Below are 23796 nucleotides of genomic sequence, written 5' to 3'. Positions count from 1 at the left end.
TGCTGCTGGCTGGTATCCCAGGTCCGAGGCGATACCGTTGCTGGGAACGATGCGAGGAGGCAGTCATGGTGATGGACGCAGTACGTGGCTACGTACAGCTGGCGAGCGGGTTGACCGAGGTCACCAAACAGAAGGCCCAGGCGGCTGCGAAAGCGTTGCTGCAGCAGACCGGGGCGGACGCGCTGACCACCAAGGTGAGCGACCTGGCCGACGAGATCGTTGCCACCAGCAAGAGCAATCGTCAGCTGCTGCAGGCGATCGTGGCGAACGAGGTCGAGGGCGCGGTCGCGCGGCTCGGGTTCGTTCGTTCAGAGGAGGTCGCGGCGCTGACCCGCCGGGTGAAGGCGCTGGAGACCGAGCTGGCCGAGGCACATGCCGCCGGGCCGGTTCCCGACCCGCTGATCGGGGACGCGCCGGTGCTGACCAAGAAGGCGGCCGCCAAGAAGGCCGCGAAGAAGGTGCCGGCCAAGAAGGCCGTGCCGCTCGCGAAGAAGGCCGCGGCGAAGAAGGCGGCCAAGAAGACGGCGAAGAAGGCCTGACGTGACCGAGCATCCTGGCGAGCAGTTCCCGCCGGACGTCGACCCCGACGTCGAGCCCGGTTTCGACCCGGCTGAAGAGACCCCGGCCCACCCGGACTACGACACCGAGCCCGGCGCCCAGGACGCGGCCGAGCACGTGGAATCCGCCGAGCACGTCGATCCTGCCGCGGTCGAGTTCGGGCCGGAGTTCGCCCGTCCGCCGGGCGAAGAGTACGAGCACTCCTTTGAAGCCGAGTCGGCCGAGGATCCGAGCGAAGGTGGTCATCCGCTGGTCGAGGAGACCATGGCCCGGCTCGACGAGCTGCGGGACCGGCCGGTGAGCGACCACGGCGAGGTGTACGCCGATCTGCACGAGCGACTGCAGAGTGCCTTGGTGGAGGCGGACGCCGAGCAGGGCGACCGGAGCTGAGTGGCCAAGGCAGCCAAGCGTTCGCGACTCGACGCCGAGCTGGTACGACGTGGCCTGGCGCGCTCGCGTGAGCATGCGAGCGAGCTGATCGCGGCCGGCAAGGTGAAGGTGTCGGGCACTGTGGCCGGCAAGCCCGCGACCGGGGTCGGCTCGGACGCACCGATCGTCGTCGACACCTCTGAGCACGAAGACCCCGGCTATGCGAGCCGCGGCGCGCACAAGCTGATCGGCGCGCTCGAGGCGTTCCCGGCAGTCCAGGTCAAAGGCCGTCGTGCTCTCGATGCCGGTGCGTCGACGGGCGGCTTCACCGACGTACTGCTGCGCAATGAGGCTGCGCAGGTGATCGCTGTCGACGTCGGATACGGCCAGTTGGTGTGGGCGTTGCAGACCGACGACCGGGTCACCGTGATGGACCGGACCAATGTCCGGACGTTGACGCTGGAGGACATCGGTGGTGAGCCGGTTGATCTGGTCGTCAGCGATCTGAGTTTCATCAGCCTCACGCTCGTGCTGCCCGCGCTGATCGGCGTGGTCAAGCCGGACGGCGAGCTGGTGCTGATGGTGAAGCCGCAGTTCGAGGTCGGCAAGGAGCGGCTCGGCAAGGGCGGCGTGGTCCGTGACCCGGAGTTGCGGGCGGACGCCGTACGCTCGGTGGCAGCGAAGGCTCACGACCTGGGGTGGGGAATCGAAGGGGTGGCGGCCAGCCCACTGCCTGGTCCGTCAGGAAATGTCGAATACTTCCTGTGGATACGCCGGGAAGCGCCGGTTCTCGATGAGACGATGCTGCTGACCGCTATCGAGCGCGGACCGCAATAAGGAGGCAGGGTGGCTGAGCACGAGCCGCGGCGCGTGCTGCTGGTGACGCACACCGGCCGGGAGCAGGCGGTGGAGGTCGCCCGCGAGGCGCATCGGTTGCTGACCGATGCCGGGCTGCTGGTCCGGCTGCTCGGCGGCGAGGCCGAGGCGCTCAAGCTGGACCCGGTCGAGATCGTCGACGACCCGGAGAAGGCGGCCAACGACGTCGAGCTGATCATGGTGCTCGGCGGCGACGGCTCGATCCTGCGTGGCGCCGAGCTGGCCCGCCCGCACGGTACGCCGGTGCTCGGGGTGAACCTGGGCCACGTCGGGTTCCTGGCCGAGGCCGAGGTCGACGATCTGGAGCGGATCGTCCAGGTGGTCGTCGACCGCAGCTACACGGTCGAGGAGCGGATGACGCTGGCCGTCGACGTGCGGCATGACGACGACCTGATCTTCGAGACCTGGGCGCTGAACGAGGCGAGCGTCGAGAAGGCCGCTCGCGAGAAGATGCTCGAGGTTCTGGTCGAGGTCGACGACCGCCCGCTGTCCCGCTGGGGCTGCGACGGTGTCGTTGTCGCGACCCCGACCGGCAGTACGGCGTACGCGTTCTCCGCCGGCGGTCCGATCGTCTGGCCGGAGGTCGAGGCGATCCTGATGGTCCCGCTGAGCGCGCACGCGTTGTTCTCGCGGCCGATCGTGGTGGCGCCGACGTCGCGGCTGTCGATCGAGCTGGTCCCGTCCTGGAACGGGCGCGGAGTGCTGTGGTGCGACGGCCGCCGGATGGTCGAGGTGCCACCCGGCGCCGAGATCACGGTACGGCGAGGCACGACACCGGTCCGGCTGGCGCGCGCGCACGAGGCGCCGTTCACCGACCGACTGGTGGCGAAGTTCGACCTCCCGGTGCTCGGCTGGCGTGGGGCCGCCGAGCGCAAACGCAACGGAAACGGAAACTAGCCATGCTGTCAGAGATCCGCATCACCGGGCTGGGCGTGATCGAGGACGCGACGCTGGACCTCGACCCCGGATTCACCGCCGTCACGGGTGAGACCGGTGCCGGTAAGACGATGGTTGTGACCGGCGTGAACATGCTGCTCGGCGGCCGCGCGGACAGTGGCCTGGTGCGGCACGGGACCCGCCGGGCGCGGGTCGAGGGCCGCGCCAGCGCCGTACCGCGGTCGATCGTGCAGCAGGCCGAGGACCGTGGTGGCGAGCTGGACGACGACGAGTTGCTGATCGCGCGTGAGCTCTCGGCCGAGGGTCGCTCGCGGGCGTTCCTCGGCGGCGCGTCGGTGCCGGTGTCCGTGCTGGGTGAGGTGTCCGGCGACCTGGTCGCGATCCACGGACAGGCTGATCAGTGGCGCTTGCTGCAGCCGGCACGGCAGCGCGAAACGCTGGATACCTTTGCAGGTAAGGCGGTTCTCGTTCCGCTGCAGGAGTACTCCGGCGCCTACAAGAGGCACCGCGAGGTCGAGGCCGAGCTGACCGAACTGACCACCCGCGAGCGCGATCGCCTCGCCGAGGCCGACCTGCTGCGCTTCGGTCTGGACGAGATCGCCAAGGCCGAGCCGTTGTCCGGCGAGGACACTGAGCTTGCTGCCGAGGAAGAGCGCCTCGCGTACGCCGACGGTCTGCGTACTGCGGCGACCTCCGCCGGCGATGCGCTGGCATCCGAGGACCTGGATTCCACCCGGCCGAACGACGTACTCGGCCTGCTTGCGTTGGCGAAGCAGGTACTCGACGGCGAGCGGGATCACGACGCGAAGCTGGCCGAGCTGGCCGACCGCGCGGGCGAGCTCGGATATCTCGCGGCCGATCTCGCGCAGGAGCTTTCGTCGTACGCCGCGGATGTCGACACCGACCCGGCGCGGCTGGCTGTGGTCAGCGAGCGACGGTCCTTGCTGCATGGACTCGTGCGCAAGTACGGCGCTGAGCAAGGCACGGTGGACGAAGTACTGGAGTGGACGAAACGGTCCGCGGCCAGACTCGCCGATCTTGACGGCAGCGACGAGCGGGTCGAGCAACTGACCGCGGAGCTGGCTGAGCTGGACGCGAAGCTTGCCGATCTCGGCAAGCAGATGCGGGAAGCGCGGATCGAAGCGTCGCAACGACTCGGCGTCGCAGTGTCCGAAGAGCTGACCGGGTTGGCGATGCCACACGCGAAGCTGTCGGTCGAGGTGCACGAGACCGCGGCAGGTCCGTTCGGCATCGATGAGGTCGAGTTCTGCTTCGCGGCGAACCCGGGCAGCCCGGCACGCCCGTTGCAGAAGGCCGCGTCCGGTGGTGAGTTGTCGCGGGTGATGCTCGCGCTCGAGGTGATCCTGTCCGACACGCATCCCGTGCCGACGTTGGTGTTCGACGAGATCGACGCCGGCATCGGCGGCCGGGCCGCGGTCGAGGTCGGCAAGCGGCTGGCAAGGCTGGCCGAGCGGACCCAGGTGATCGTGGTCACCCATCTGCCGCAGGTCGCCGCGTTCGCGGACCGTCACGCTGTGGTGCTGAAGAGCGACGACGGCTCGGTCACCACCAGTGGTCTGGTGGCTCTGGACGATGACGCCCGGTTGAAGGAACTGTCCCGGATGATGGCCGGCCTGGAGAACTCCGATGCCGCCCAGGCGCACGCCGAGGAACTGCTCGCGCTCGCCGCCGAACGGCACAAACCCAGGAAGAAAAGTCGTTCCAAAGGATGATTTGACGCACAGTGATCGTTATTTCAAAGCGTTAACGAGGGCCTGCCCGGGTAAATGAACCGGAAGGGGGCTCTTGACATGGCAGGATGAGAGGGCGATGAAACTGCCCAGCCTGCGGAGAGCACGACCCACTGAACTGCCCGGCGTCACCGGAGTGGTCCGGCTGGATCGACGTACCAAGAATCTCACCAAACGACTCAAACCGGGCGATATCGCGGTCATCGACCATGTCGATCTGGACCGGGTGAGCGCCGAGGCGCTGGTCGACTGCAAGATCGCCGCCGTGGTGAACGTCGCCGATTCGATCAGCGGCCGGTACCCGAACCTGGGCCCGGAGATCCTGGTCGAGGCCGGTATCCCGTTGGTCGACGGGGTCGGCCGCGAGGTGTTCTCGATCCTGCACGAGGGCGAGCAGGTCCGGCTCGACGACGGCACGCTGTACCGCGGGACCGAAGCCGTCGCGAAGGGCATGTCCCAGGACAGCAAGTCGGTCGCGGAGTTGATGGACGACGCCCGCGCCGGGTTGTCGACCCAGCTCGAGGCGTTCACCGCGAACACGCTGGAGTACCTGCGGCGCGAGAAGGACCTGCTGCTCGACGGCGTCGGCGTACCGCATATCCACACGGCGATGGAGGGCAAGCACGTCCTGATCGTGGTCCGCGGGTACGACTACCGCGAGGATCTGGTCGCGCTGAAGTCCTACATCCGTGAGTACCGGCCGGTCCTGATCGGTGTCGACGGCGGCGCGGACGCCCTGGTCGAGAACGGGTACGTCCCGGACCTGATCGTCGGCGATATGGACTCGGTCAAGGACGAGACGCTGAAGAGCGGCGCCGAGGTGGTCGTGCATGCGTACCGCGACGGTCGCGCGCCCGGCTCCGAACGGCTGGAACGCCTCGGCGTCGAATCGATCGAGTTCCCGGCCACCGGCACCAGCGAGGACGTCGCGATGCTGCTGGCCGACTCCAAGGGCGCCTCGCTGATCGTCGCGGTCGGCACCCACAACTCGCTGGTGGAGTTCCTGGACAAGGGCCGCTCCGGGATGGCGAGCACGTTCATCACCCGGTTGCGGGTCGGTGCCAAGTTGGTGGACGCCAAGGGCGTCGGCCGGCTGTACCGAAGCCGGGTCTCTACTCTTCAGGTGGTCGCGCTCGCCGCGGCCGGCCTGTTCGCACTCGGCATGGCGCTGGTCGCGATCGGCGCCGACGACGTGCTCTGGTCGATCCTGCGGGCGCGCTGGAGCGACTTCGTCTATTGGATCCGGGAGCTGTTCACGTGATCGACTTTCGCTACCACATCGTCTCGATCGTGGCGATCTTCTTCGCCCTGGGCGCCGGTGTGGTGCTCGGCGCCGGACCGTTGAAGGGCACCGCCAGCGAGGTCGTCGCGGCGCAGGCCGACAAGGACCGGCAGCAACTCGCCGACGCGCGGGACGAGCTGACCCAGCTGAAGGCCCTGGACAAGTACCGCGACGACTACGTCGCCAAGGTCACCGCGGGGCTGACCCACGGCAAGCTGGCGAACAAGAAGATCGCGATCGTCACGATGCCGAACGCCGACAGCGACCTGAGCGACGGCGTCCAGGCCGAGCTGGAGAAGGCCGGCGGCGTGGTGAACACGAAGGTCGCGCTGGACGCCAAGCTGTTCGACCCCGGTCAGCGCCAGCTCGTCGAGTCCCTGGTCAACCAGCTCGTCACCGCGGACATGGACTTCCCGAAGGACAGTACGACGTACCAGCGGGCCGGGCTGCTGCTGGCCCGCGGGGTCGCGGCGAAGGAAGAGGGCAAGACCGCCGACGCGGACTCGACCAAGGTGATCAGCGGGCTGACCGGCGCGAAGCTGCTGTCGCTGAAGCCGTCGCAGATCACGGAGCGGGCCAGCCTGATCGTGGTGATCGCGGCCAAGCCGCCGACACCGACGCCGGACAACTCGACGTACAACGACGCGGTCGACTTCATCAAGGGCCTGGACATCGGCAGCGGCGGCGTCGTGGTCGGGGGTACGCCGGCCACTGCGGCCGACGGCGGACTGCTCAAGGCCTTGCGGAGTGACTCCGAGGCCACCAAGATCGTTTCCTCGGTGGACGTGGCCGATCTCCCCGCCGGCCAGATGACGATCGTCTTCGCGCTGGTCGAGCAGGCCGGCGGCAAGGCGGGGCAGTACGGCGCGATCAACGCGAAGAACGGCGTCGCGCCGTCGGCCGTACAGATAAAGGACAATTGACGTGGGAATTCTGAGCGCTGTCGTTGCGGCGGCCGCTACTGCCGGGCTCGAGCGCGCAGCGGAGAAGCTGCCGAAGGAGAACCGGGAGCCGTTCGAGCGCACCAACCATCGCGGTGAGTCGGTCACGCTGCTCGAGGGTCCGGTCGCGGTGCTCGGCGCGCTCGCCGGCGTCGCCGCGTCCCGCGGCAGCGGCAAGGTGAAGGCGGCCGCGCTGGTCGCCGGCGCCGTGTCCGGTGCGGTCGGTGCGTACGACGATCTGCGCGGGACGACGCAGGCCAAAGGTTTCCGCGGCCACCTCAGCGCATTGAAGCGCGGCGAGGTGACGAGCGGCGCGGTGAAGATCCTCGGCGTCGGCGCCGCCGGTCTCGCGGCCGCGGCCCTGTTGCCGCGCAAGTCCAGTGGCTTCAAGGCCTTCGCCGGAGTCGTTGCCGACGGCGCCTTGATCGCCGGTACGGCGAACCTCACCAACCTCCTCGACCTCCGCCCGGGCCGCGCGCTCAAGGCAGTCACGGCGCTCAACGCTCCGCTCGCCGTCGTGAGCGGTCCGGCCGGTGCTGTCGCCGGCGCTGCTGCTGCCTCCGCACCCTCCGACCTCGGCGAACGCTCGATGCTCGGCGACTGCGGCGCGAACGGCCTCGGCGCGATCACCGGTACGGCGCTGGCCGCGTCGCTCCCGCGCCCGTTGAAGACCCTCGTCCTGGCGGCGATCGTCGGGCTGAACCTGGCGAGCGAGAAGGTCAGCTTCACCAAGGTCATCGCCGACACCCCTGTCCTCGACAAGATCGACCAGTGGGGCCGACGACCCAGGTGAGTCGGCTGGCCCGCGCCGCGCTGGTTGTCGCGGCGATCACCGTTCTGGCGCGGGTGGTCGGGTTCGCCCGGTGGTTGGTTTTCTCGAAGACGGTCGGTGCCGGGTGTCTGGCCGAGGCCTACACGACGGCGAATCAGCTGCCGAACATCCTGTTCGAGGTCGTCGCCGGCGGAGCGCTGGCGGGCGCCGTCATCCCGGTGCTCGCCGGACCGGTGGCGCGCGGGGACCGGGCGGCGCAGGGGCGGATCATCGGGGCGTTGCTGTCCTGGTCGTTGGTGCTGCTGACGCCGGTCGCCTTGCTGGCTTGGGTTCTGGCGGGCCGGTACACCGACGCTATGCTCGACCCCGGCGCCGACTGCGGCAGTACGACCGCGACCGCGACCCGGATGCTGGCGATCTTCGTACCGCAGGTCTTCGGGTACGCCGTGGCGGTGATCGCGACCGCGGTTCTCCAGTCCCACAAGCGTTTCGCGGCCGGTGCCATGGCGCCGCTGATCTCGAGCCTGGTGGTCGTGGCGACGTACATCGTCTTCGCAACCGCTGCTCCAAACGCCGATGCGGCCGCGCGCGGAGCGACCGACCTGCTCGCCTGGGGTACGACGGCCGGCGTCGCGGCGCTCGCCCTCACGGTGCTGATCCCGATGCTTTTCCTCCGCCTGCCGATCAGGCCGACGCTGCGCCTCGACCCCGGCGTCGGCCCGGTCCTGCGCAGGCTCGCGCTGGCGGGTCTCGCCGTACTGATCGCGCAGCAGCTGACTTTCGTCGTGACGACGTACTTGGCAAACCATCGCGGGGTGCCGGGCAGCATCGCGGTCTACGCGTGGGCCAACGCCGTTTACCTGTTGCCGTACGCCGTTCTGGCGGTCCCGATCACGACGGCCGTGTTCCCGCGACTGGCGGCCGCGTTCGACGCGGGGGAGCGGTTCGAGTACTACGCGGCGACCTCCACCCGCGCGGTGATGTTGGCGGGCGGCGCGGGGGCCGCGCTGCTGGTCGGCACCGCGGTACCGGTCGCGAGGATCTTCGCGTACGACGACGGCGCCGTCGTCGAGTCGAGGGCAACCGCGCTCGTCGACGGGCTGCTGTTCTTCGCCCCGGCGGCGATCGGCTTCGCGGTACTGATGCATGTCGGCCGGGTGCTGTACGCGCGGCACTGCGGTCGTGAGGTGGCTGTTGTGACGTCTGCGGCCTGGGTACTGGTGGCGCTGGCCGGTGTGGTGCTGACTGCCCGATGGGCAGCGGTGCCGGCACTGGCGGCAGCGATGTCGGTCGGCATGGTGATCGGCGCGGTGGTGCTGCTCGGAGTGCTCCGACGAGAGGCGGGCCCGACTGTGCTGACCGGATTTGCGCGTGCGACCCTTGCAACGTTGGTCGGTGCCGCTCTGGCAGGAGCGGCGGGCTGGCTGGTCTCGGTACCGGCCGGCGACGCAGGACCGGCGAAGGCGGTCGTGTTCGCGATCCTCTCCGGCCTGGCTGTCGTCCTGGTGTACGCCGGTGTCGTGCTTGTCTTGGATCGCGCGGACGCTCGCGCACTCGTTCGACGGGAGAAGCGATGAGGATCGGGCTGCTGCTCGCGGAGTCGCGGGGCGGCATCGGGCAGCACGTTGCCTCGCTCGTGCCGCGGTTCGTGAGTGCCGGGCACGAGGTCGTCGTGTGTGCACCGCCCGGCACAGCCGAGCATTTCGAGTTCGGTCCGGCGACGGTTGTCACGCAGGCGGCCGGGCTGCGCGGCTGCGACGTGATCCATGCGCACGGCTACCGCGCGGGTATGACTGCCCTGCGGGACAGGTCGCGGCTGCGTCCGCTGGTCGTCACCTGGCACAACGCAGTGATCGCACCCGGGCCGCGTGGCCTGATGATGCGGATGGGGCAGCGGTTGGTTGCCCGAGGCGCTGATCTGACCCTTGGCGCCTCGAGCGACCTGGTGGAGCTGGCGAAGAGCCTGGGCGCTCGCAACGCTCAGCTCGCTCCGGTGGCCGCTCCGGCGATGCCTCGGGTCCGTACGCCGCGCGCGGACGTCCGGCACGCGCTTGGTATCGGAAACCGGCCCATGGTGCTCACGGTCGGCCGGCTGGCGCCGCAGAAGGACTACCCGACACTGCTGTCGGTGGCTGCCCGGGTCCACGAGTCCACTCCGCACGCGGTCTTCGTCGTGGTCGGTGACGGACCGTTACGGGACAACCTGCAGGCCCGGATCGACGCCGAGAACCTGCCGGTGCAGTTGCTGGGACACCGCAACGACGTGGCCGACCTGCTCGGTGCGGCCGACGTGTTCTTGCTCACCTCCCACTGGGAGGCCCGCGCGTTGGTCATCCAGGAGGCCATGCAGGTCGGCGTACCGGTCGTGGCGACGGCGGTCGGCGGCGTACCCGAGCTGGTCGGGGACAGCGCAGTACTGGCGTTTCCGGGCGACGCGGACGGGCTGGCCGACGGTGTCCGGGCGGTTCTGGCCGAGCCGGAGACGGCGAACGCTATGCGGACACGCGGCCGGGAGTTGTCCGCTCGATGGATGGACGAGGACGCGGTGGCAAAGAATCTGCTCGACATCTACGCGGGTCTCGTCGCGACCGGTGGTTGACAAGAGGTAGGCTGGAGACCCGTGGACAGGGCTTCGACTTCCCAGCAGACCAAGCACGTATTCGTCACCGGTGGCGTGGCATCCAGTCTCGGTAAGGGACTGACAGCGTCCAGCCTCGGCAGTCTGCTGACGGCTCGGGGCATCCGCGTCACGATGCAGAAGCTGGATCCGTATCTGAACGTGGATCCCGGCACGATGAACCCGTTCCAGCACGGCGAGGTGTTCGTCACCAACGACGGAGCCGAGACCGACCTGGACATCGGGCACTACGAGCGTTTCCTCGACCGGGACCTCTCCCAGGTCGCCAACGTCACCACCGGACAGGTCTACTCCAGCGTCATCGCCAAGGAGCGCCGCGGCGAGTACCTCGGTGACACCGTGCAGGTCATCCCGCACATCACCAACGAGATCAAGGAACGGATGCTCGCGATGGCGGGCGCCGACGTCGACGTCGTACTGCACGAGATCGGCGGCACCGTCGGTGACATCGAGTCACTGCCGTTCCTCGAGGCCGCGCGGCAGGTCCGGCACGACGTCGGCCGCGACAACGTGTTCTTCCTGCACATCTCGCTGGTCCCGTACATGGCGCCGAGCGGTGAGCTGAAGACCAAGCCGACCCAGCACTCGGTCGCCGCGCTGCGCTCGATCGGTATCGCGCCGGACGCGGTCGTCTGCCGGGCCGACCGGCCGATCCCGGACAGCGTGAAGCGGAAGATCTCGCTGATGTGCGACGTCGACCAGGAGGCCGTGGTCGCCGCGCCGGACGCGCCGTCGATCTACGACATCCCCAAGGTGCTGCACGCCGAGGGCCTCGACGCGTACGTCGTACGCCGCTTGAACCTGCCGTTCCGCGACGTCGACTGGACCCGTTGGGACGAGCTGCTCCGGGTCGTGCACCATCCGAAGGACGAGGTCACGGTCGCGCTGGTCGGCAAGTACATCGACCTGCCCGACGCGTACCTGTCGGTCGCGGAAGCGCTGCGCGCGGGCGGGTTCGACAACGACGCCCGGGTGAACCTGCGCTGGATCGCGTCCGACGAGTGCGCCACGCCCGAGGTTGCGGCCCGGCTGCTCGGTGACGTCGACGCGATCTGCATCCCCGGCGGTTTCGGGGTGCGCGGTATCGAGGGCAAGATCGGCGCGATCCGGTTCGCCCGCGAGCAGGGCATCCCGATCCTCGGGCTGTGCCTGGGCCTGCAGTGCATGGTGATCGAGGTGGCCCGCGACCTGGCCGGCCTGGTCGACGCGAACTCCAGCGAGTTCGACCCGGACGCCGAGCAGCCGGTGATCGCGACGATGGAGGAGCAGAAGCACATCGTCTCCGGTTCCGGCGACCTCGGCGGCACGATGCGGCTCGGCCTGTACCCGGCGAACCTGGCCGACGGTTCGATCGTCCGCGGTCTGTACGGCGCTCCGTCGATCCAGGAGCGGCACAGGCACCGGTACGAGGTGAACAACGCCTACCGGGACAAGCTGGAGACGGCCGGCCTGGTGTTCAGCGGCCTGTCGCCCGACCACGAGCTGGTCGAGTTCATCGAGCTGGACCGGTCCGTGCACCCGTACTTCGTGGCCACCCAAGCGCACCCGGAGCTGCGGTCGCGGCCGACCAAGCCGCACCCGTTGTTCTCCGGCCTGGTCGCAGCTGCCCTGGACCGGCAGCGCGAGTCCCGGCTCCCGGTCGAGGAGCCGAAGCCGGCCGCAGCCAAGAAGACCCCGGTCAAGACCCGATGACGGATCATCCCGAGCTGCGGTTCGGCGCCGGGCTCGCCGACCAGCCGGAGCACTGGCCGGTCTCCTCGTCCGAGGTCGTGCACGAGACCGGCCGCGTGATCTCGGTACGCCGGGACACCATCGCCCCGCCGGTCGGTGAGGCGTTCGTGCGCGACGTCGTCGTACATCCCGGCGCCGTCGGCGTGGTCGCGCTTGACGACAACAACCGGATGCTGCTGGTGCGCCAGTACCGGCACCCGGTCGGCTACAAGCTGCTCGAACCGCCGGCCGGCCTGCTGGACGTCCAGGGGGAGCAGTACCGCCTGGGCGCCGAGCGCGAGCTGTGGGAGGAGACCGCGACCAAGGCCGCCGACTGGCGGATCCTGGTCGACGCGTTCACCTCGCCCGGCCTCACCAACGAGGCCGTCCGGATCTTCCTGGCGCGCGACCTGTCGCCCGCCAACGAGTCCTTCGAACGCCTCCACGAAGAGGCCGACATGGAGACCGTCTGGGCACCGCTCATCGACGTGGTCGGTGCGGTCCTGGCCGGCCAGCTCCAGAACCCGATCCTCGTCATGGGCTCGCTGGCCACCTGGACCGCCCTCAACGGCCCCGGCTTCGACACCCTTCGCCCCGCCGACTCACCCTGGCCGGCGAAGGACAGCTGAAGTACCGGAACTACGCGGAGGTCTTGACCCACTGCGGTGGGTGAGGGTATCTGTTGCTGACAACGATGTCACACGCCACCTCACTCCGCCCCAAGGTTGGTCCCGCCCATGCGTCGTCCTGTCCGTCGTCCCCTGCTGTCCCGGCGCGCGAGCTCGCCGGCGCCCTGATCGTCGCCGTTGCTCCTACGGCTCACGCCGTCCCTTCACCGTCGCCGGTTGCCTCAGGTGGGCATCCGACGACTGCGACGCCGCCGGATCCATTGGCTGTCGGCCTTCGTACGTCTGCGGCTGCCGGGAGCAGCCGGATCGCCACGAGTTCGGTTGATCCGACCGAGCAGGTGGATCCGTTGATCGGGACTTCCAATGCCGGGAACGTGTTTCCCGGAGCGGTGTTGCCGTTCGGGATGTTCTCGTTCAGTCCGGAGACGAGTCGGGGGAATGCTTATCGGACCGCTGCGCCCGGGGGGTATCTGTACGGCGCGAACAAGATCCGTGGCTTCAGCCTCACGCACATGAGCGGGACCGGGTGTGCGGGTGGTTCGGGAGACATCCCGATCTTCCCGCTGGCCGGTGAGGTGACGAGCTCGCCGCAGAGTGATGCGAAGGACGAGGTCTACGCGTCGACCTTCAGCCACGCGCAGGAGGTCGCGAAGCCGGGGTACTACAAGGTCGGGCTCGACTCCGGTGTGACGGCTGAGCTGGCTGCGACGACGCGGACCGGGTCGGCGGCGTTCACGTTCCCGGCCGACAAGGCCAAGACGCTGATGTTCCGTACCTCGAACTCCGAGGTCGGATCGAGTGACGCTGCTATCAGCATCGACGCGGCGCATCGCACGGTCAGCGGATCGGTGACGAGCGGCAACTTCTGCGGGTACCTCGCGAGCGTCGGGCAGCGCAGCTACTACACACTCCACTTCGTCGCGGAGTTCGACCAGCCGTTCAAGAACCAGGGCACCTGGACCGACACCACTGTCACACCCGGGAGCACACAGGCTCAGGGTGGGACGTCGTACGGTCCGGATGGATGGATGCCCGCGAACAAGGGTTCGGGTGGGTATGTCGGCTTCGAGAGCGACACGGTGACGATGCGGATCGGCATCTCCTACGTGAGCGCCGCCAACGCGCTGGCGAATCTGCGGGCCGAGAACCCGCGCGGTACGTCGGTCGCGATGACGGCCGCGAAAGCCAAGCAGGCCTGGCGAAAGCAGCTCGACCGGATCGAGATCACCGGCGGTACGACGGACCAGCGCACGACCTTCTACAGCGCGCTGTACCACGCGTCGCTGCACCCGAACGTGTTCAGCGACGTCAACCACCAGTACTGGGGCTTCGACCAGAAGCCGCACTACGTGTCGCGGGGACAGGTGGCGCAGTACGCGACGTTCTCTGGGTGGGATGTCTACAGGTCGCAGCTGCAACTAGTTACATTGCTCGATCCGGATCGGGCTGGGGACATCGCGCAGTCGCTGCTCAACCAGGCGACGCAGAACGACGGCATCTGGGATCGATGGACTCACGCGTCCGGCAGTACCTCGGTGATGACCGGCGACCCGTCGGCGCCTGCTGTGGCCGGCATCTATGCGTTCGGTGGGACGAACTTCGACGCCCGCGGAGCACTGCGCTCGCTGGTGAAGGCGGCGACCGTGCCGACGGCGAAGGACCTGAGCTCGGCCGGTAAGCCGGTCATGACGATCGGACAGCGGCCCTCCCTCGACAAGTACCTGGCGCTGCACTACGTCCCGACCAAGTCCAACGCGTGGGGCGGTGCGGTCGAGACGCTCGAGGACGTGACGGACGACTTCGCGTTGTCCCAGCTGGCGCAGCGGACCGGCGACAAGGCGACGTACCAGAAGTTCCTGACGCGGTCGCAGTACTGGCAGAACGTGTTCAACCCGGACAACGGCGGCTACGTGCAGAACCGGGACGACAACGGCGCCTGGCCCGCGTTCACGCCGTCGACGTACGACGGGTTCGCCGAGGGCAGCAGTGCGCAGTACACGTGGATGGTTCCGCACAACCGGGCCGGACTGGTCGACGCGATCGGCGGTGTGGACGCGACGAACCAGCGGCTGGACGCGTTCTTCAAGAACCCGGACGGGACGTGGGCGCTGACCGGTGCGGGCGAGCTGCACGCCGAGATGGACAACGAGCCGTCGATCAACACACCGTGGATCTACAACTACACCGGCCGGCCGTACCAGACGCAGGAGACGTTGCGGCAGGCAATGAACCAGCTGTGGAACACCAGCACCGGCGGGATCCCCGGGAACGACGACCTCGGTGCGATGTCGTCCTGGTACGTATGGACCGCGCTGGGGCTGTACCCGGACGTGCCGAGCCGGTCAGAGCTGCAGGTTGCCGCACCGCTGTTCTCGAAGGCAGTGATCCACCGGGGCAGCCGGACGATCCGGATCAACGCTCCGGGTGCGGATGCGCAGTACGTGCAGTCGTTGAAGGTCAACGGGAAGTCGTCGACCAAGGCGTGGCTGCCGGAGTCCTTCGTGCAGCACGGCGGGACGCTGGACTTCAAGCTGGGTACTACGGCCAACACCTCGTGGGGGTCTGCAGCCAAGGACGCACCGCCGTCGTGGCGGACCGGTGAGATCCCGTTCCAGACGTCGACCGACACCAGCCGCGTCGTCGTCGCACCGGGCACCACCAGTGCACCGATCGCTGTGCAAGCCCACCGGTTGAGTGGGACCGCGCAGGACGTCACCTACACGATCAACGCGCCCGCTGGTCTCACCGCGACACCTACTACCGGCACGTTTCATGTGGACAAGGTCGGCAGTGCGCAGGTGACGATCACCGCTGCAGTCGGCACGCCAGACGGCCGCTACCCGGTCACAGTGTCGATGAAGGCCGCTGACGGCACCGCCCTGCCACAGGTCGGTTTCACCGTGGTTGTCGGTCAGCCGAACTCGTTCTTCGTACTGCGGGAAGGCGTCGGCATCTCCGACGACAACGGCGACCACACCGAGGCCGACTACGACGGTGGTGGCGTCAGCTACTCCCGCCAGGCGCTGGCCGCGGCGGGGCTGACTGCTGGGGGCAGCGGGACTGTGCAAGGCCTCACGTTCACGTGGCCCGACGTACCGGCTGGTGACCCCGACAACGTGCCCGCCGACGGCCAGCTGCTCAACCTGAACCTGCCCGCCGGTACGACGAAGCTGTCGTTCATCGGCAGCGCAGTCAACGGCAACCAGCAGACGACGGCGACGCTGAACTACGCCGACGGCAGTACGTCGCCGATCGACCTGTCGTTCAGCGACTGGACGCTGGGCGGTGGCGGCGACACCCTGCACTACGGCAATGTCATCGTCGCGACCACGCCGTACCGCAACGAGTCCGGCGGGGGGAAGGACAACGTCACGACGCACATCTTCGCCACAGCGCCTGTGACCTTGACCCAGGCCCCGGTGAGTATCACGCTGCCCAAGAACCGCGACCTACGGCTCTTCACCGTGGCAGCGGGCTGAATCGGAGGGGACTGCTGATGAGACTGACAAGTGCACTTGCGGGCGCTGCGGTGATGGTGGCCGGTCTGCTGGTCGCCACTGCACCGGCCGACGCGGCCGTTGCGCCGGTGACCACCAAGGGGCCGTGCGGGTACACGGCGACCCCGGACGATCCGCCGGCGCGTCCGGTGTCCTTGCCGCCGGACCCGAAGCACACGCCGGACAAGGGGATCGTCAAGGTCCTCGTCGCGACCAACCAGGGCCCGATGCTGCTGTCGCTGGACCGCGCCAAGGCGCCGTGCACGGTCCAGAGCTTCCTGCACCTGGCGAAGAGCCGGTTCTACGACTTCACCACCTGCCACCGGCTCACGCTCTACCCGACGCTGAAGGTGCTGCAGTGCGGCGACCCGAGCGGTACGGGCGAAGGCGGGCCGGGCTACTCGTACAAGGACGAGTTGCCGACCGGTCTGCCGAACTGGCCGACCGATCCGACGGGTGTCAGCAAGGTGTACGCGCGGGGCACGCTCGCGATGGCGAACGCCGGACCGAACACCAACGGGTCGCAGTTCTTCCTGGTGTTCGGGGACTCGCGGCTGCGGCCGGACTACACGATCTTCGGCTCGGTCGACCGGGTCGGGCTGAGCGTGCTCGACCGCGTAGCCGCCGGCGGAGTCGTACCGACGGCCGACGACCCCGGCTCCGGTCGACGGTGCGCCGGTCCGCAAGACCGACATCCTCATCGCGCGGTCACTCGGCGTCTGGTGACGTAACGGCCTCGCCGCCGTCCTCCGCGAGGGCGGCGGCGACCTGCCGCGAGTTGGCCGCGAACTCGTCCTCGGGAATCTTCGGCAGCATGTCGTCCCAGGCCGCGATCATCGCGCCGCGGAGCTGCATCATGCCGAGCGGCCGCGCCATGAACCACAGGTGGAAGTGCTCGCTGCCGTCACCCCACCGGTTGAAATGCGTCCGCGCGACGCTGTCGATCCCCTGGATCGCCTTCGCCACCCGCTGGATCACCGGCCCGAGCGTCGCCGTCAGGTCGGGTGGCAGGTTGTCGAGCCGGTAATGCTCGTGCGGCTCGAGCAGCGCCACGAACGGCAGCCCGGTCGGCCCGAACGTCTTCAACGACCACTGCTCGTCCCGCCAGATCACGTACCCGTCCGGATCCGCACACTTCGCACACGGCTTCCCGCCGGCCTCCCCACCCCGCGGCGGCTCCGGCAACTCCGGCTCGGCGAGTCGCACTACCTGCACGTCACCCTCGAACGGGAAGAACGGGTGACCGAGCAACGGCTCCGGCGACATGCGCTCGCCGTACGGAAGTCTGCGGTGGTACTCGGAAGGCAGCATGCACCGCACTCTGCCGGAGAATCGGCTCATGGAGAAGCCGGAGTTGGCGACGTTGCTGGACCTCGAAGCGCATCCCGAGGGCGGCTGGTATCGGGAGACGTGGCGGTCGGGGGTCGAGTTCGAGCCGGAGGGGTACGACGGGGTGCGGGCGAGTGCGACCGCGATCTACTTCCTACTGGCGCCGGGAGAGGAGTCGCGGCTGCATCGGGTGCGGTCGGCGGAGATCTGGTTGTGGCACTCCGGCGGGCCGCTGACGTTGGAGTACGACGACGAGTCCGTCGTACTCGGACCGGATGTGCAGGCGGGGCAGCAGCCGCAGGTGGTGATCCCGCCCGGCGCATGGCAGGCGGCCCGGCCCGCGGGTGACGAGGCCGTACTGGTGTCGTGCATCGTGTCACCCGGTTTCGACTTCGCCGACTTCACGATGCAGTAGTGAGTGCCCCTGGCAACCGTTGCCAGGGGCATCCATCTACGCGAGGACCGTTGCCAGCGCCTCGTAGCCGGGGAGCAGGTCGATCCCCTCGCGTCCCAGTTGCTGGATCGCGACGTGGTCGGCACCTGCGTCCAGATGCGCCTTCAGGCCTTCGGCGACCTCGACCGCGGAGCCGTGCAGGACCATCGCGTCGACGAGCCGGTCGCTGCCGCCGTCGGCGATGTCGTCGTCGGTGAACCCGAACCGCTTGAAGTTCGAGGTGTAGTTCGACAGCTGCAGGTACGACGCCAGCCGGTCCCGCGCCGTCGCCCGGGCGACCTCCGGATCGGTCTCGAGCACGATCATCTGCTCCGGCGCGAGCAGGACTCCGCCGCCGAGGATCCGGCGCGCCTCCCGGGTGTGCTCCGGGGTCGTCAGGTACGGCAGTGCTCCGGCGGTCCGGGCGCCGGCGAGTTGCAGCACCTTCGGCCCGAGCGCAGCCAGCGCCCGCCGGTCGGCCGGCACCTTCGCGTCGTCCAGCTCGTCCAGGTAGCTGACGATCGTCTCGTACGGCGACCGGTAGTCGTCGTTCCGCTCGCGGTGACCGATCCCGACGCCGAGCAGGAACCGGCCCGGGTGCTCGTCCTCCAGTCGGTGGTACGACGCGGCGACGTCGGCCGCCGGCGACTTCCACATGTTCACAATGCTGGTGCCGACAGCAACCGAAGTCGTTGCGGCGAGCAACACCTCGGCGTCGCGCAGGCCGGTGTCGGGCGACGCGCCCAGCCACAGCGTGCCGTACCCCACTTGCTCCAGTCCCGCCGCCAGTTCCGGGCCGAAGTGCTGCGGCCCGTGCCAGACCCCGTACCGTCCCAGTTCGACTGCCACGCCGTACTCCTCTCGTCGACCAACGTCAGCGCACAACCCGGGGCGGACGGGCTCCGTTCCAAGCATCCCTGACCCCAACGAATGGCCGTCAATGATCGTTGCCGAATCAGCGGTGACCGACCGTAGCCGGATCACTTCTTCTCCGTGGGGTCATCTTCTGGGAAAGGTACTGTCAAGATCAGACCATCCCGTCGGGTGGTATGAACCGGAGAGGCTTACACTCGGCAGCGACCTAGCGGCACACCCCTCAACCGCCGGGCCCGCGGACACAACGACGTGAGCCGCACACCTGGAACGTGAAAGAAGGGCAAGTTGTGAAGGTCGGAGTACCGAAGGAAGTCAAGAACCACGAGTACCGGGTGGCGATCACCCCGTCCGGTGTGCACGAGTTCGTGCGCAGCGGGCACGAGGTGCTGATCGAGCAGGGGGCGGGTAACGGTTCGCTGATCCCGGACGAGGAGTTCGTCGCGGCCGGGGCGCGGATCGTGCCGGCGGCCGACGACGTCTGGGCCGACGCGGAGCTGGTGCTCAAGGTGAAGGAGCCGGTGGCGGAGGAGTACCACCGGATGCGCAAGGACCAGGTGCTGTTCACGTACCTGCACCTTGCTGCCAGCCAGGAGACGACCGACGCGCTGCTCAAGTCCGGCATCACCGGCATCGCCTACGAGACCGTGCAGCTTCCGGACGGCACCCTGCCGCTGCTGGCGCCGATGAGCGAGGTCGCCGGCCGGCTCGCGCCGCAGTCCGGTGCGTACCACCTGATGGCGCAGGGCGGCGGCCGCGGCGTGCTGCTCGGCGGCGTGTCCGGCGTACACCCGGCCCGTGTGGTCGTCCTCGGAGCGGGTGTCTCCGGGATGAACGCGGCCGCGATCGCGCTCGGCATGCAGGCGCAGGTGCAGCTGTTCGACCGCAACATCGCCCGGCTGCGGCAGGCCGACCAGATCTACCAGGGCCACCTGCTGACGATCGCCTCGAACGCGTACGAGATCGAGCGCGCCGTACTCGAGGCCGACCTGGTCATCGGCGCGGTGCTGGTGGTCGGTGCGAAGGCGCCGAAGCTGGTCACCAACGACATGGTCAGCCGGATGAAGCCCGGCAGTGTGCTCGTCGACATCGCGATCGACCAGGGCGGCTGCTTCGAGGACTCGCGTCCGACCACGCACGCCGACCCGGTGTACCGGGTCCACAACTCTCTGTTCTACTGCGTCGCCAACATGCCCGGTGCGGTGCCGAACACGTCGACGTACGCGCTCACCAACGTGACGCTGCCGTACGCGATCGACCTGGCGAACCTGGGCTGGCGGGAGGCGCTGAAGTCGGACCACAGCCTGGCACTCGGCCTGAACACCTTCGACGGTCACGTCACCTACGGCCCGGTCGCCGAGGCCCATGACCTGTCCCAGTTGAAGCTCGACGAGGTGCTGGTCTGAGCATCAGCAGGGCAGTTGGCACCTACCTGGACCACCTCACGGTGGAGCGCGGCCTGGCCGCCAACACCCTGGCGTCGTACCGGCGTGACCTGCGCCGGTACGACGGCTACCTCGCCTCCGCCGGGATCGACGACCTCGGCCGGATCACCGAGGCCGTCGTCAGCGATTTCCTGATGCGTCTGCGCGAAGGCGACGCGGACCATCCGCCGCTGACCGCTTCGAGCGCCGGGCGGACCGTTGTAGCGGTCCGCGGGTTCCACAAGTTCTGTGTACGCGAGGGGCTGGCCGCTGTGGACCCTGCGGCGGCCGTGAAGCCACCTGTACCGCCGCAGCGGCTGCCGAAGGCACTGTCTGTCGACGAGGTGACCCGGATCCTCACAGCGGCCGCTGGCGCCGAGGCCGAGCCGGCTGTTCTGGCCACTCGGGACGCTGCCCTCCTGGAGTTCCTGTACGGGACCGGAGCCCGCATCTCGGAGGCAGTTGGACTGGACGTCGACGACATCGACCTGGACGCCGGTGCGGTTCTGCTGCGAGGCAAGGGCAGCAAGGAGCGGGTAGTACCCGTCGGCTCGTACGCCCGCGACGCGCTCTCGGCGTACCAGGTCCGTGGCCGCCCCGACCTGGTGTCACGCGGTCGTGGTACCCACGCGCTGTTCCTGAACGCCCGCGGCGGCCGCCTGTCCCGCCAGAGCGCTTGGACGGTACTGCGTCGCGCTGCGCAGCGGGCTGGGATCTCGAAGGAGATCTCGCCGCACACGCTGCGTCACTCGTACGCAACCCACCTACTGGACGGCGGGGCCGACGTACGCGTCGTCCAGGAGTTGCTTGGACATGCGTCCGTCACGACGACGCAGGTGTACACCCTGGTGACCGTCGACAAGCTCCGTGAGGTCTACGCGACCTCGCACCCCAGAGCGCTGTCCTCTTAAGGTTCACCGCGTGAGTGAACAGACGGCGGCGGCCGAAGAGCGGCACGCGAGCTGGCTGGAGTTGTTCTTCGATCTGACGGTGGTTGCCGCGGCCGCGCAGATCTCGCATCGGCTGCACGGTGCCGAGACAATCGGGCAAGTCGCCATCTGCGCGGCGATGTTCTACGCGATCTGGAGCGTCTGGACGGCGACCAGCGTGTACGCGAACGTCGCAGGGGAGCACACGAGGCGGCGAGCGGTACTGCGGACGATGCTCGGGATCGGCGTGATGGCAGCCTCCGTACCGGGCGTGTGGCCGGGACTGCTGCCGGATCACGGCGACGAGCCACACGGTGGCAGCCGGACGATCGCGTTCACTGTCGCGTTCCTGGTCTGTCGGGGTATCGCTGCGGGCTCGGCCAGCCGGGACGGGAAGGTGATCGGCTTCTGGCCGGCCACGCAGGGTGTCATGGCTGCACCCTGGGTCGTCGCACTGTTCGTCCCGGCGGAGACGGCGTACTGGCTCTGGGCCGGCGGGATCGCCGCCGACCTGATGTTCTCCGTCATGGGTGCTCGCAACCCGAAGGCGATGGAGCAGCGGGCGACCAGCATCCGCCGCCAGCAGGAACAGGAGCAGTTCCGGGACCGGTTGTTGCGCCGCCTGTGGCACGGGCGTCACGAGGAGGCACCGGCGAAACCGCCGCTGATCACGACCGCGCAGGTCGAGCGGGGGCACCTGGACGAGCGGCTCGGGCTGTTCGTCATCATCGTGCTCGGGGAGGCGCTGGCGCAGGTGGTCGCCGCGAACACCGAGATCGACTGGGACTGGCGGGTCGGTCTGGCCTCGCTGGCGGCGTTCTGGCTGCTGATCGAACTGTGGCAGCTCACGACGCTGTACGGGTTCACGCCGGCACCCCGCAGTACCACTCCGCTCGAGCCGTGGGCCGCATTGCTCGCTCACCTCGTCGTCACCGGGGCAATCGTCGCCATGGCGGCCGGACTGGGCGGACTGATCCCGGAGGCCGGGGAGCATCTGGAGACGAAGGAGCGCTGGTACCTGTTCGGAGGGCTCGCGCTGTACTTCGTGATCAGCGGCGTGGCCGGTGTCATCGGGAGAGTGCGGCTGCGCTGGTTCCTCGGCTGGCAGATCCCGTGTCTGCTCGTGTCGGTCCTGGTCGCCGCGCTGGGGCACTCGCTGCCGGCGTACGCGCTGGCTGTCGTCGCGGCCGCCGTACCGACGTGGTTCTACAGCTACAACCGGCTCGTGCAAGGGTAGACCCCGGTGCTCGGGTTTCCGGGACGGTGTGCGATCATCTGGTCACGGCCGGTGACTCGGAGTGGGTGATCGGCCAGGTTCGGAGCTTTGTCGACAAACAGCCCCACCCCGGTGCGGAGTGGCTGGTTGAGAGTGCTTGAATGCACGCTTACAGTCGCTGGGATCGCCCGTATCGGTTGAAAGGTTTGACGAGTCATGAACGAGTCGACATTCCCGGGCACCGAGCACGTGACCGACCACCTTTCGGGCCGCATCCCGGGGCACCACCCGACCCCGGAGCCGGCCCAGCCGTTCAGCACGCCACCCCGCCCGGTGACGACGCCCCGGGCGCTGCCCGACAACTATGCGGAGATGCCGAAGCCGACGGCCAAGCTCACCGCGGAGGACCTTGCACCCGTGAACGACCCGAACGGCCCGCGTCACAAGATCGGGCCGACCGGCCGGCCGCTGCCGGACCTGCCGGTGCCGCAGCCACCCGCCAAGACCGGCCCGGCGCAGGTGATCGCGATGTGCAACCAGAAGGGCGGCGTCGGTAAGACGACGACCACGATCAACCTCGGCGCGGCGATCGCCGAGACCGGTCGGAAGGTGCTGCTGATCGACTTCGACCCGCAGGGGTCCGCCTCGATCGGCCTCGGCGTACAGCCGCACGACCTCGAGCTGTCGGTCTACAACCTGCTGATGCAGCGCGACATCACGCCGGACGAGGTGATCCAGCCGACCCGGGTGGAGAACCTCGACCTGCTGCCGGCCAACATCGACCTGTCCGCGGCCGAGGTGCAGCTGGTCCAGGAGGTCGCCCGCGAGTACACGCTGCAGCGGGTGCTGGACCCGATCATCCCGAACTACGACGTGATCCTGATCGACTGCGCCCCGTCGCTCGGTCTGCTCACGGTGAACGCGCTGACCGCGTCGAACGGCATCGTCGTACCGCTGGAGTGTGAGTTCTTCGCGCTCCGCGGCCTGGCCATGCTGACCGACACGATCGCCAAGGTGCAGGACCGGCTGAACCCGAAGCTCGAGATCGTCGGGATCCTCGGCACCATGTTCGACGGGCGTACGACGCACGCCCGGGAGGTCCTCGACCGGGTGGTCCAGGCCTTCGACGAACGCGTCTTCCACACCGTCATCCGGCGTACCGTCAAGTTCCCCGAGACCACGGTCGTCGGCGAACCGATCACGACGTACGCCCCCTCGTCCCAAGCGGCTACGCAGTACCGCGACCTTGCCAAGGAGGTGCTGGCGCGTTGTCCCGCCGGGTGAGCCTGCCAGGTGCCAGTGAACTCTTCGGGGGTGCGGCACCGAAGCAGACCAGACCCGAGAAGCGCACCACCACTGACGGACCGTCCACCGTACGGTCCCGTACGACGGTCGTCGACGACCGGAAGTCGAGTGGTCGGATCCGACACGACACGAAGATCACCGTGTACGTGACGGAGGAGGAGCTACTCGGCTTGGAACAGACCAGACTTGCGCTGCGCGCGGAGCACGGCCTGACGGCCGACCGCGGCCGGATCGTCCGCGAGGCGATCGACGTCCTGCTGGCCGACTTCGTCGACCACGGGCCGGACTCGGTGCTGGTCCGGCGGCTGCGCGCGTCCGAAGACCGCGCCGCGGACCGGGCCGCGGAGCTCAAGGGCCCGGAGTGACG

The 23796-nt window shown here is 68.7% G+C and carries 22 protein-coding genes; 20 read left to right on the top strand and 2 right to left on the bottom strand.

Going from position 1 to position 23796, the window contains the following annotated elements:
- The first annotated feature begins 65 nt into the window (after positions 1-65).
- From ACFWUU_RS37110 to ACFWUU_RS37045, 14 genes are all read left to right on the top strand, one after another.
- Complete coding sequence (locus ACFWUU_RS37110; RefSeq protein WP_137259612.1) at positions 66-539, top strand: phasin family protein; 474 nt, start codon at positions 66-68, stop codon at positions 537-539.
- A gap of 1 nt (position 540) precedes the next feature.
- Positions 541-948, top strand: a complete 408-nt coding sequence (locus tag ACFWUU_RS37105) for a hypothetical protein (RefSeq protein WP_380182874.1) — start codon at positions 541-543, stop codon at positions 946-948.
- Positions 949-1764, top strand: a complete 816-nt coding sequence (locus tag ACFWUU_RS37100; protein WP_380182872.1) for a TlyA family RNA methyltransferase — start codon at positions 949-951, stop codon at positions 1762-1764.
- A gap of 9 nt (positions 1765-1773) precedes the next feature.
- Positions 1774-2700: an NAD kinase gene (locus ACFWUU_RS37095; protein ID WP_137259609.1), complete on the top strand. Its 927-nt coding sequence runs from the start codon at positions 1774-1776 to the stop codon at positions 2698-2700.
- A gap of 2 nt (positions 2701-2702) precedes the next feature.
- Positions 2703-4433 carry a DNA repair protein RecN gene (gene recN / locus ACFWUU_RS37090; protein WP_380182870.1) on the top strand — a complete coding sequence of 577 codons (1731 nt, stop codon included), beginning with the start codon at positions 2703-2705 and terminating at the stop codon, positions 4431-4433.
- Between the two features lie 97 nt (positions 4434-4530).
- Positions 4531-5712 carry a putative cytokinetic ring protein SteA gene (gene steA / locus ACFWUU_RS37085; protein WP_137259607.1) on the top strand — a complete coding sequence of 394 codons (1182 nt, stop codon included), beginning with the start codon at positions 4531-4533 and terminating at the stop codon, positions 5710-5712.
- Entirely contained in the window at positions 5709-6656 is a 948-nt protein-coding gene (locus tag ACFWUU_RS37080; RefSeq protein WP_137259606.1) for a copper transporter, read from the top strand. Before steA ends, ACFWUU_RS37080 begins: the two co-directional genes overlap by 4 nt.
- 1 nt (position 6657) lies before the next feature.
- A complete protein-coding gene (locus ACFWUU_RS37075; protein ID WP_380182868.1) occupies positions 6658-7467 on the top strand; it encodes a hypothetical protein in 810 nt (269 codons plus the stop codon).
- Positions 7446-9023, top strand: a complete 1578-nt coding sequence (murJ, locus tag ACFWUU_RS37070) for a murein biosynthesis integral membrane protein MurJ (RefSeq protein WP_380182866.1) — start codon at positions 7446-7448, stop codon at positions 9021-9023. Before ACFWUU_RS37075 ends, murJ begins: the two co-directional genes overlap by 22 nt.
- Positions 9020-10045, top strand: coding sequence for a glycosyltransferase family 4 protein (locus tag ACFWUU_RS37065; RefSeq protein WP_380182864.1), 1026 nt, complete (start codon positions 9020-9022; stop codon positions 10043-10045). The genes murJ and ACFWUU_RS37065 overlap by 4 nt, the downstream gene beginning before the upstream one ends.
- Before the next feature lie 21 nt (positions 10046-10066).
- Positions 10067-11776 carry a CTP synthase gene (locus ACFWUU_RS37060; protein WP_137259603.1) on the top strand — a complete coding sequence of 570 codons (1710 nt, stop codon included), beginning with the start codon at positions 10067-10069 and terminating at the stop codon, positions 11774-11776.
- Positions 11773-12423: an NUDIX domain-containing protein gene (locus ACFWUU_RS37055; protein WP_380182862.1), complete on the top strand. Its 651-nt coding sequence runs from the start codon at positions 11773-11775 to the stop codon at positions 12421-12423. Before ACFWUU_RS37060 ends, ACFWUU_RS37055 begins: the two co-directional genes overlap by 4 nt.
- A 65-nt stretch (positions 12424-12488) precedes the next feature.
- Entirely contained in the window at positions 12489-15902 is a 3414-nt protein-coding gene (locus tag ACFWUU_RS37050; RefSeq protein WP_380182860.1) for a GH92 family glycosyl hydrolase, read from the top strand.
- A gap of 17 nt (positions 15903-15919) precedes the next feature.
- On the top strand, positions 15920-16651 hold the full coding sequence (locus ACFWUU_RS37045; protein WP_380182858.1) for a peptidylprolyl isomerase: 732 nt from the start codon (positions 15920-15922) through the stop codon (positions 16649-16651).
- Here the strand turns inward: ACFWUU_RS37045 and ACFWUU_RS37040 are convergent.
- Entirely contained in the window at positions 16629-17231 is a 603-nt protein-coding gene (locus ACFWUU_RS37040) for a hypothetical protein (protein WP_380182856.1), read from the bottom strand. The two genes, ACFWUU_RS37045 and ACFWUU_RS37040, sit on opposite strands and share 23 nt — an antisense overlap.
- Before the next feature lie 28 nt (positions 17232-17259).
- On the opposite strand from ACFWUU_RS37040, the gene ACFWUU_RS37035 reads away from it, so the two are divergent.
- The gene (locus tag ACFWUU_RS37035; protein WP_170990048.1) at positions 17260-17664 is read left to right on the top strand and encodes a cupin domain-containing protein; all 405 of its coding nucleotides are present in this window, start codon (positions 17260-17262) and stop codon (positions 17662-17664) included.
- A gap of 36 nt (positions 17665-17700) precedes the next feature.
- Here the strand turns inward: ACFWUU_RS37035 and ACFWUU_RS37030 are convergent, their stop codons facing one another.
- Complete coding sequence (locus ACFWUU_RS37030) at positions 17701-18531, bottom strand: LLM class F420-dependent oxidoreductase (RefSeq protein WP_380182854.1); 831 nt, start codon at positions 18529-18531, stop codon at positions 17701-17703.
- 314 nt (positions 18532-18845) lie between these two features.
- On the opposite strand from ACFWUU_RS37030, the gene ald reads away from it, so the two are divergent.
- The 5 genes from ald to ACFWUU_RS37005 all read left to right on the top strand — a co-directional run bounded on the left by ald (position 18846) and on the right by ACFWUU_RS37005 (position 23794).
- Positions 18846-19961, top strand: coding sequence for an alanine dehydrogenase (ald, locus tag ACFWUU_RS37025; RefSeq protein WP_380182852.1), 1116 nt, complete (start codon positions 18846-18848; stop codon positions 19959-19961).
- Positions 19958-20890, top strand: coding sequence for a site-specific tyrosine recombinase XerD (gene xerD / locus ACFWUU_RS37020; protein WP_380182910.1), 933 nt, complete (start codon positions 19958-19960; stop codon positions 20888-20890). The genes ald and xerD overlap by 4 nt, the downstream gene beginning before the upstream one ends.
- A 10-nt stretch (positions 20891-20900) precedes the next feature.
- Positions 20901-22145: a low temperature requirement protein A gene (locus ACFWUU_RS37015; RefSeq protein ID WP_380182849.1), complete on the top strand. Its 1245-nt coding sequence runs from the start codon at positions 20901-20903 to the stop codon at positions 22143-22145.
- A gap of 252 nt (positions 22146-22397) precedes the next feature.
- Positions 22398-23408 (top strand): AAA family ATPase, encoded by a 1011-nt coding sequence (locus tag ACFWUU_RS37010; protein ID WP_380092103.1) that lies wholly within the window; start codon positions 22398-22400, stop codon positions 23406-23408.
- Positions 23393-23794 (top strand): hypothetical protein, encoded by a 402-nt coding sequence (locus tag ACFWUU_RS37005; RefSeq protein WP_137259594.1) that lies wholly within the window; start codon positions 23393-23395, stop codon positions 23792-23794. Before ACFWUU_RS37010 ends, ACFWUU_RS37005 begins: the two co-directional genes overlap by 16 nt.
- The last annotated feature ends 2 nt before the right edge of the window (positions 23795-23796 follow it).

The sequence above is a fragment of the Kribbella sp. NPDC058693 genome (assembly GCF_042715335.1).
Lineage (GTDB): Bacteria > Actinomycetota > Actinomycetes > Propionibacteriales > Kribbellaceae > Kribbella > Kribbella jiaozuonensis.
This window is presented reverse-complemented; position numbering and strand designations above follow the sequence as displayed.

Excerpts from the sequence above, each read along its gene's own strand:
- ACFWUU_RS37110 (WP_137259612.1), top strand. The coding sequence starts at position 66 with ATGGTGATGGACGCAGTACGTGGCTACGTACAGCTGGCGAGCGGGTTG.
- recN (WP_380182870.1), top strand. The coding sequence starts at position 2,703 with ATGCTGTCAGAGATCCGCATCACCGGGCTGGGCGTGATCGAGGACGCG.
- steA (WP_137259607.1), top strand. The coding sequence starts at position 4,531 with ATGAAACTGCCCAGCCTGCGGAGAGCACGACCCACTGAACTGCCCGGC.
- ACFWUU_RS37065 (WP_380182864.1), top strand. The coding sequence starts at position 9,020 with ATGAGGATCGGGCTGCTGCTCGCGGAGTCGCGGGGCGGCATCGGGCAG.
- ACFWUU_RS37055 (WP_380182862.1), top strand. The coding sequence starts at position 11,773 with ATGACGGATCATCCCGAGCTGCGGTTCGGCGCCGGGCTCGCCGACCAG.
- ACFWUU_RS37050 (WP_380182860.1), top strand. The coding sequence starts at position 12,489 with ATGTCACACGCCACCTCACTCCGCCCCAAGGTTGGTCCCGCCCATGCG.
- ACFWUU_RS37045 (WP_380182858.1), top strand. The coding sequence starts at position 15,920 with ATGAGACTGACAAGTGCACTTGCGGGCGCTGCGGTGATGGTGGCCGGT.
- ACFWUU_RS37040 (WP_380182856.1), bottom strand. The coding sequence starts at position 17,231 with ATGCTGCCTTCCGAGTACCACCGCAGACTTCCGTACGGCGAGCGCATG.
- ACFWUU_RS37035 (WP_170990048.1), top strand. The coding sequence starts at position 17,260 with ATGGAGAAGCCGGAGTTGGCGACGTTGCTGGACCTCGAAGCGCATCCC.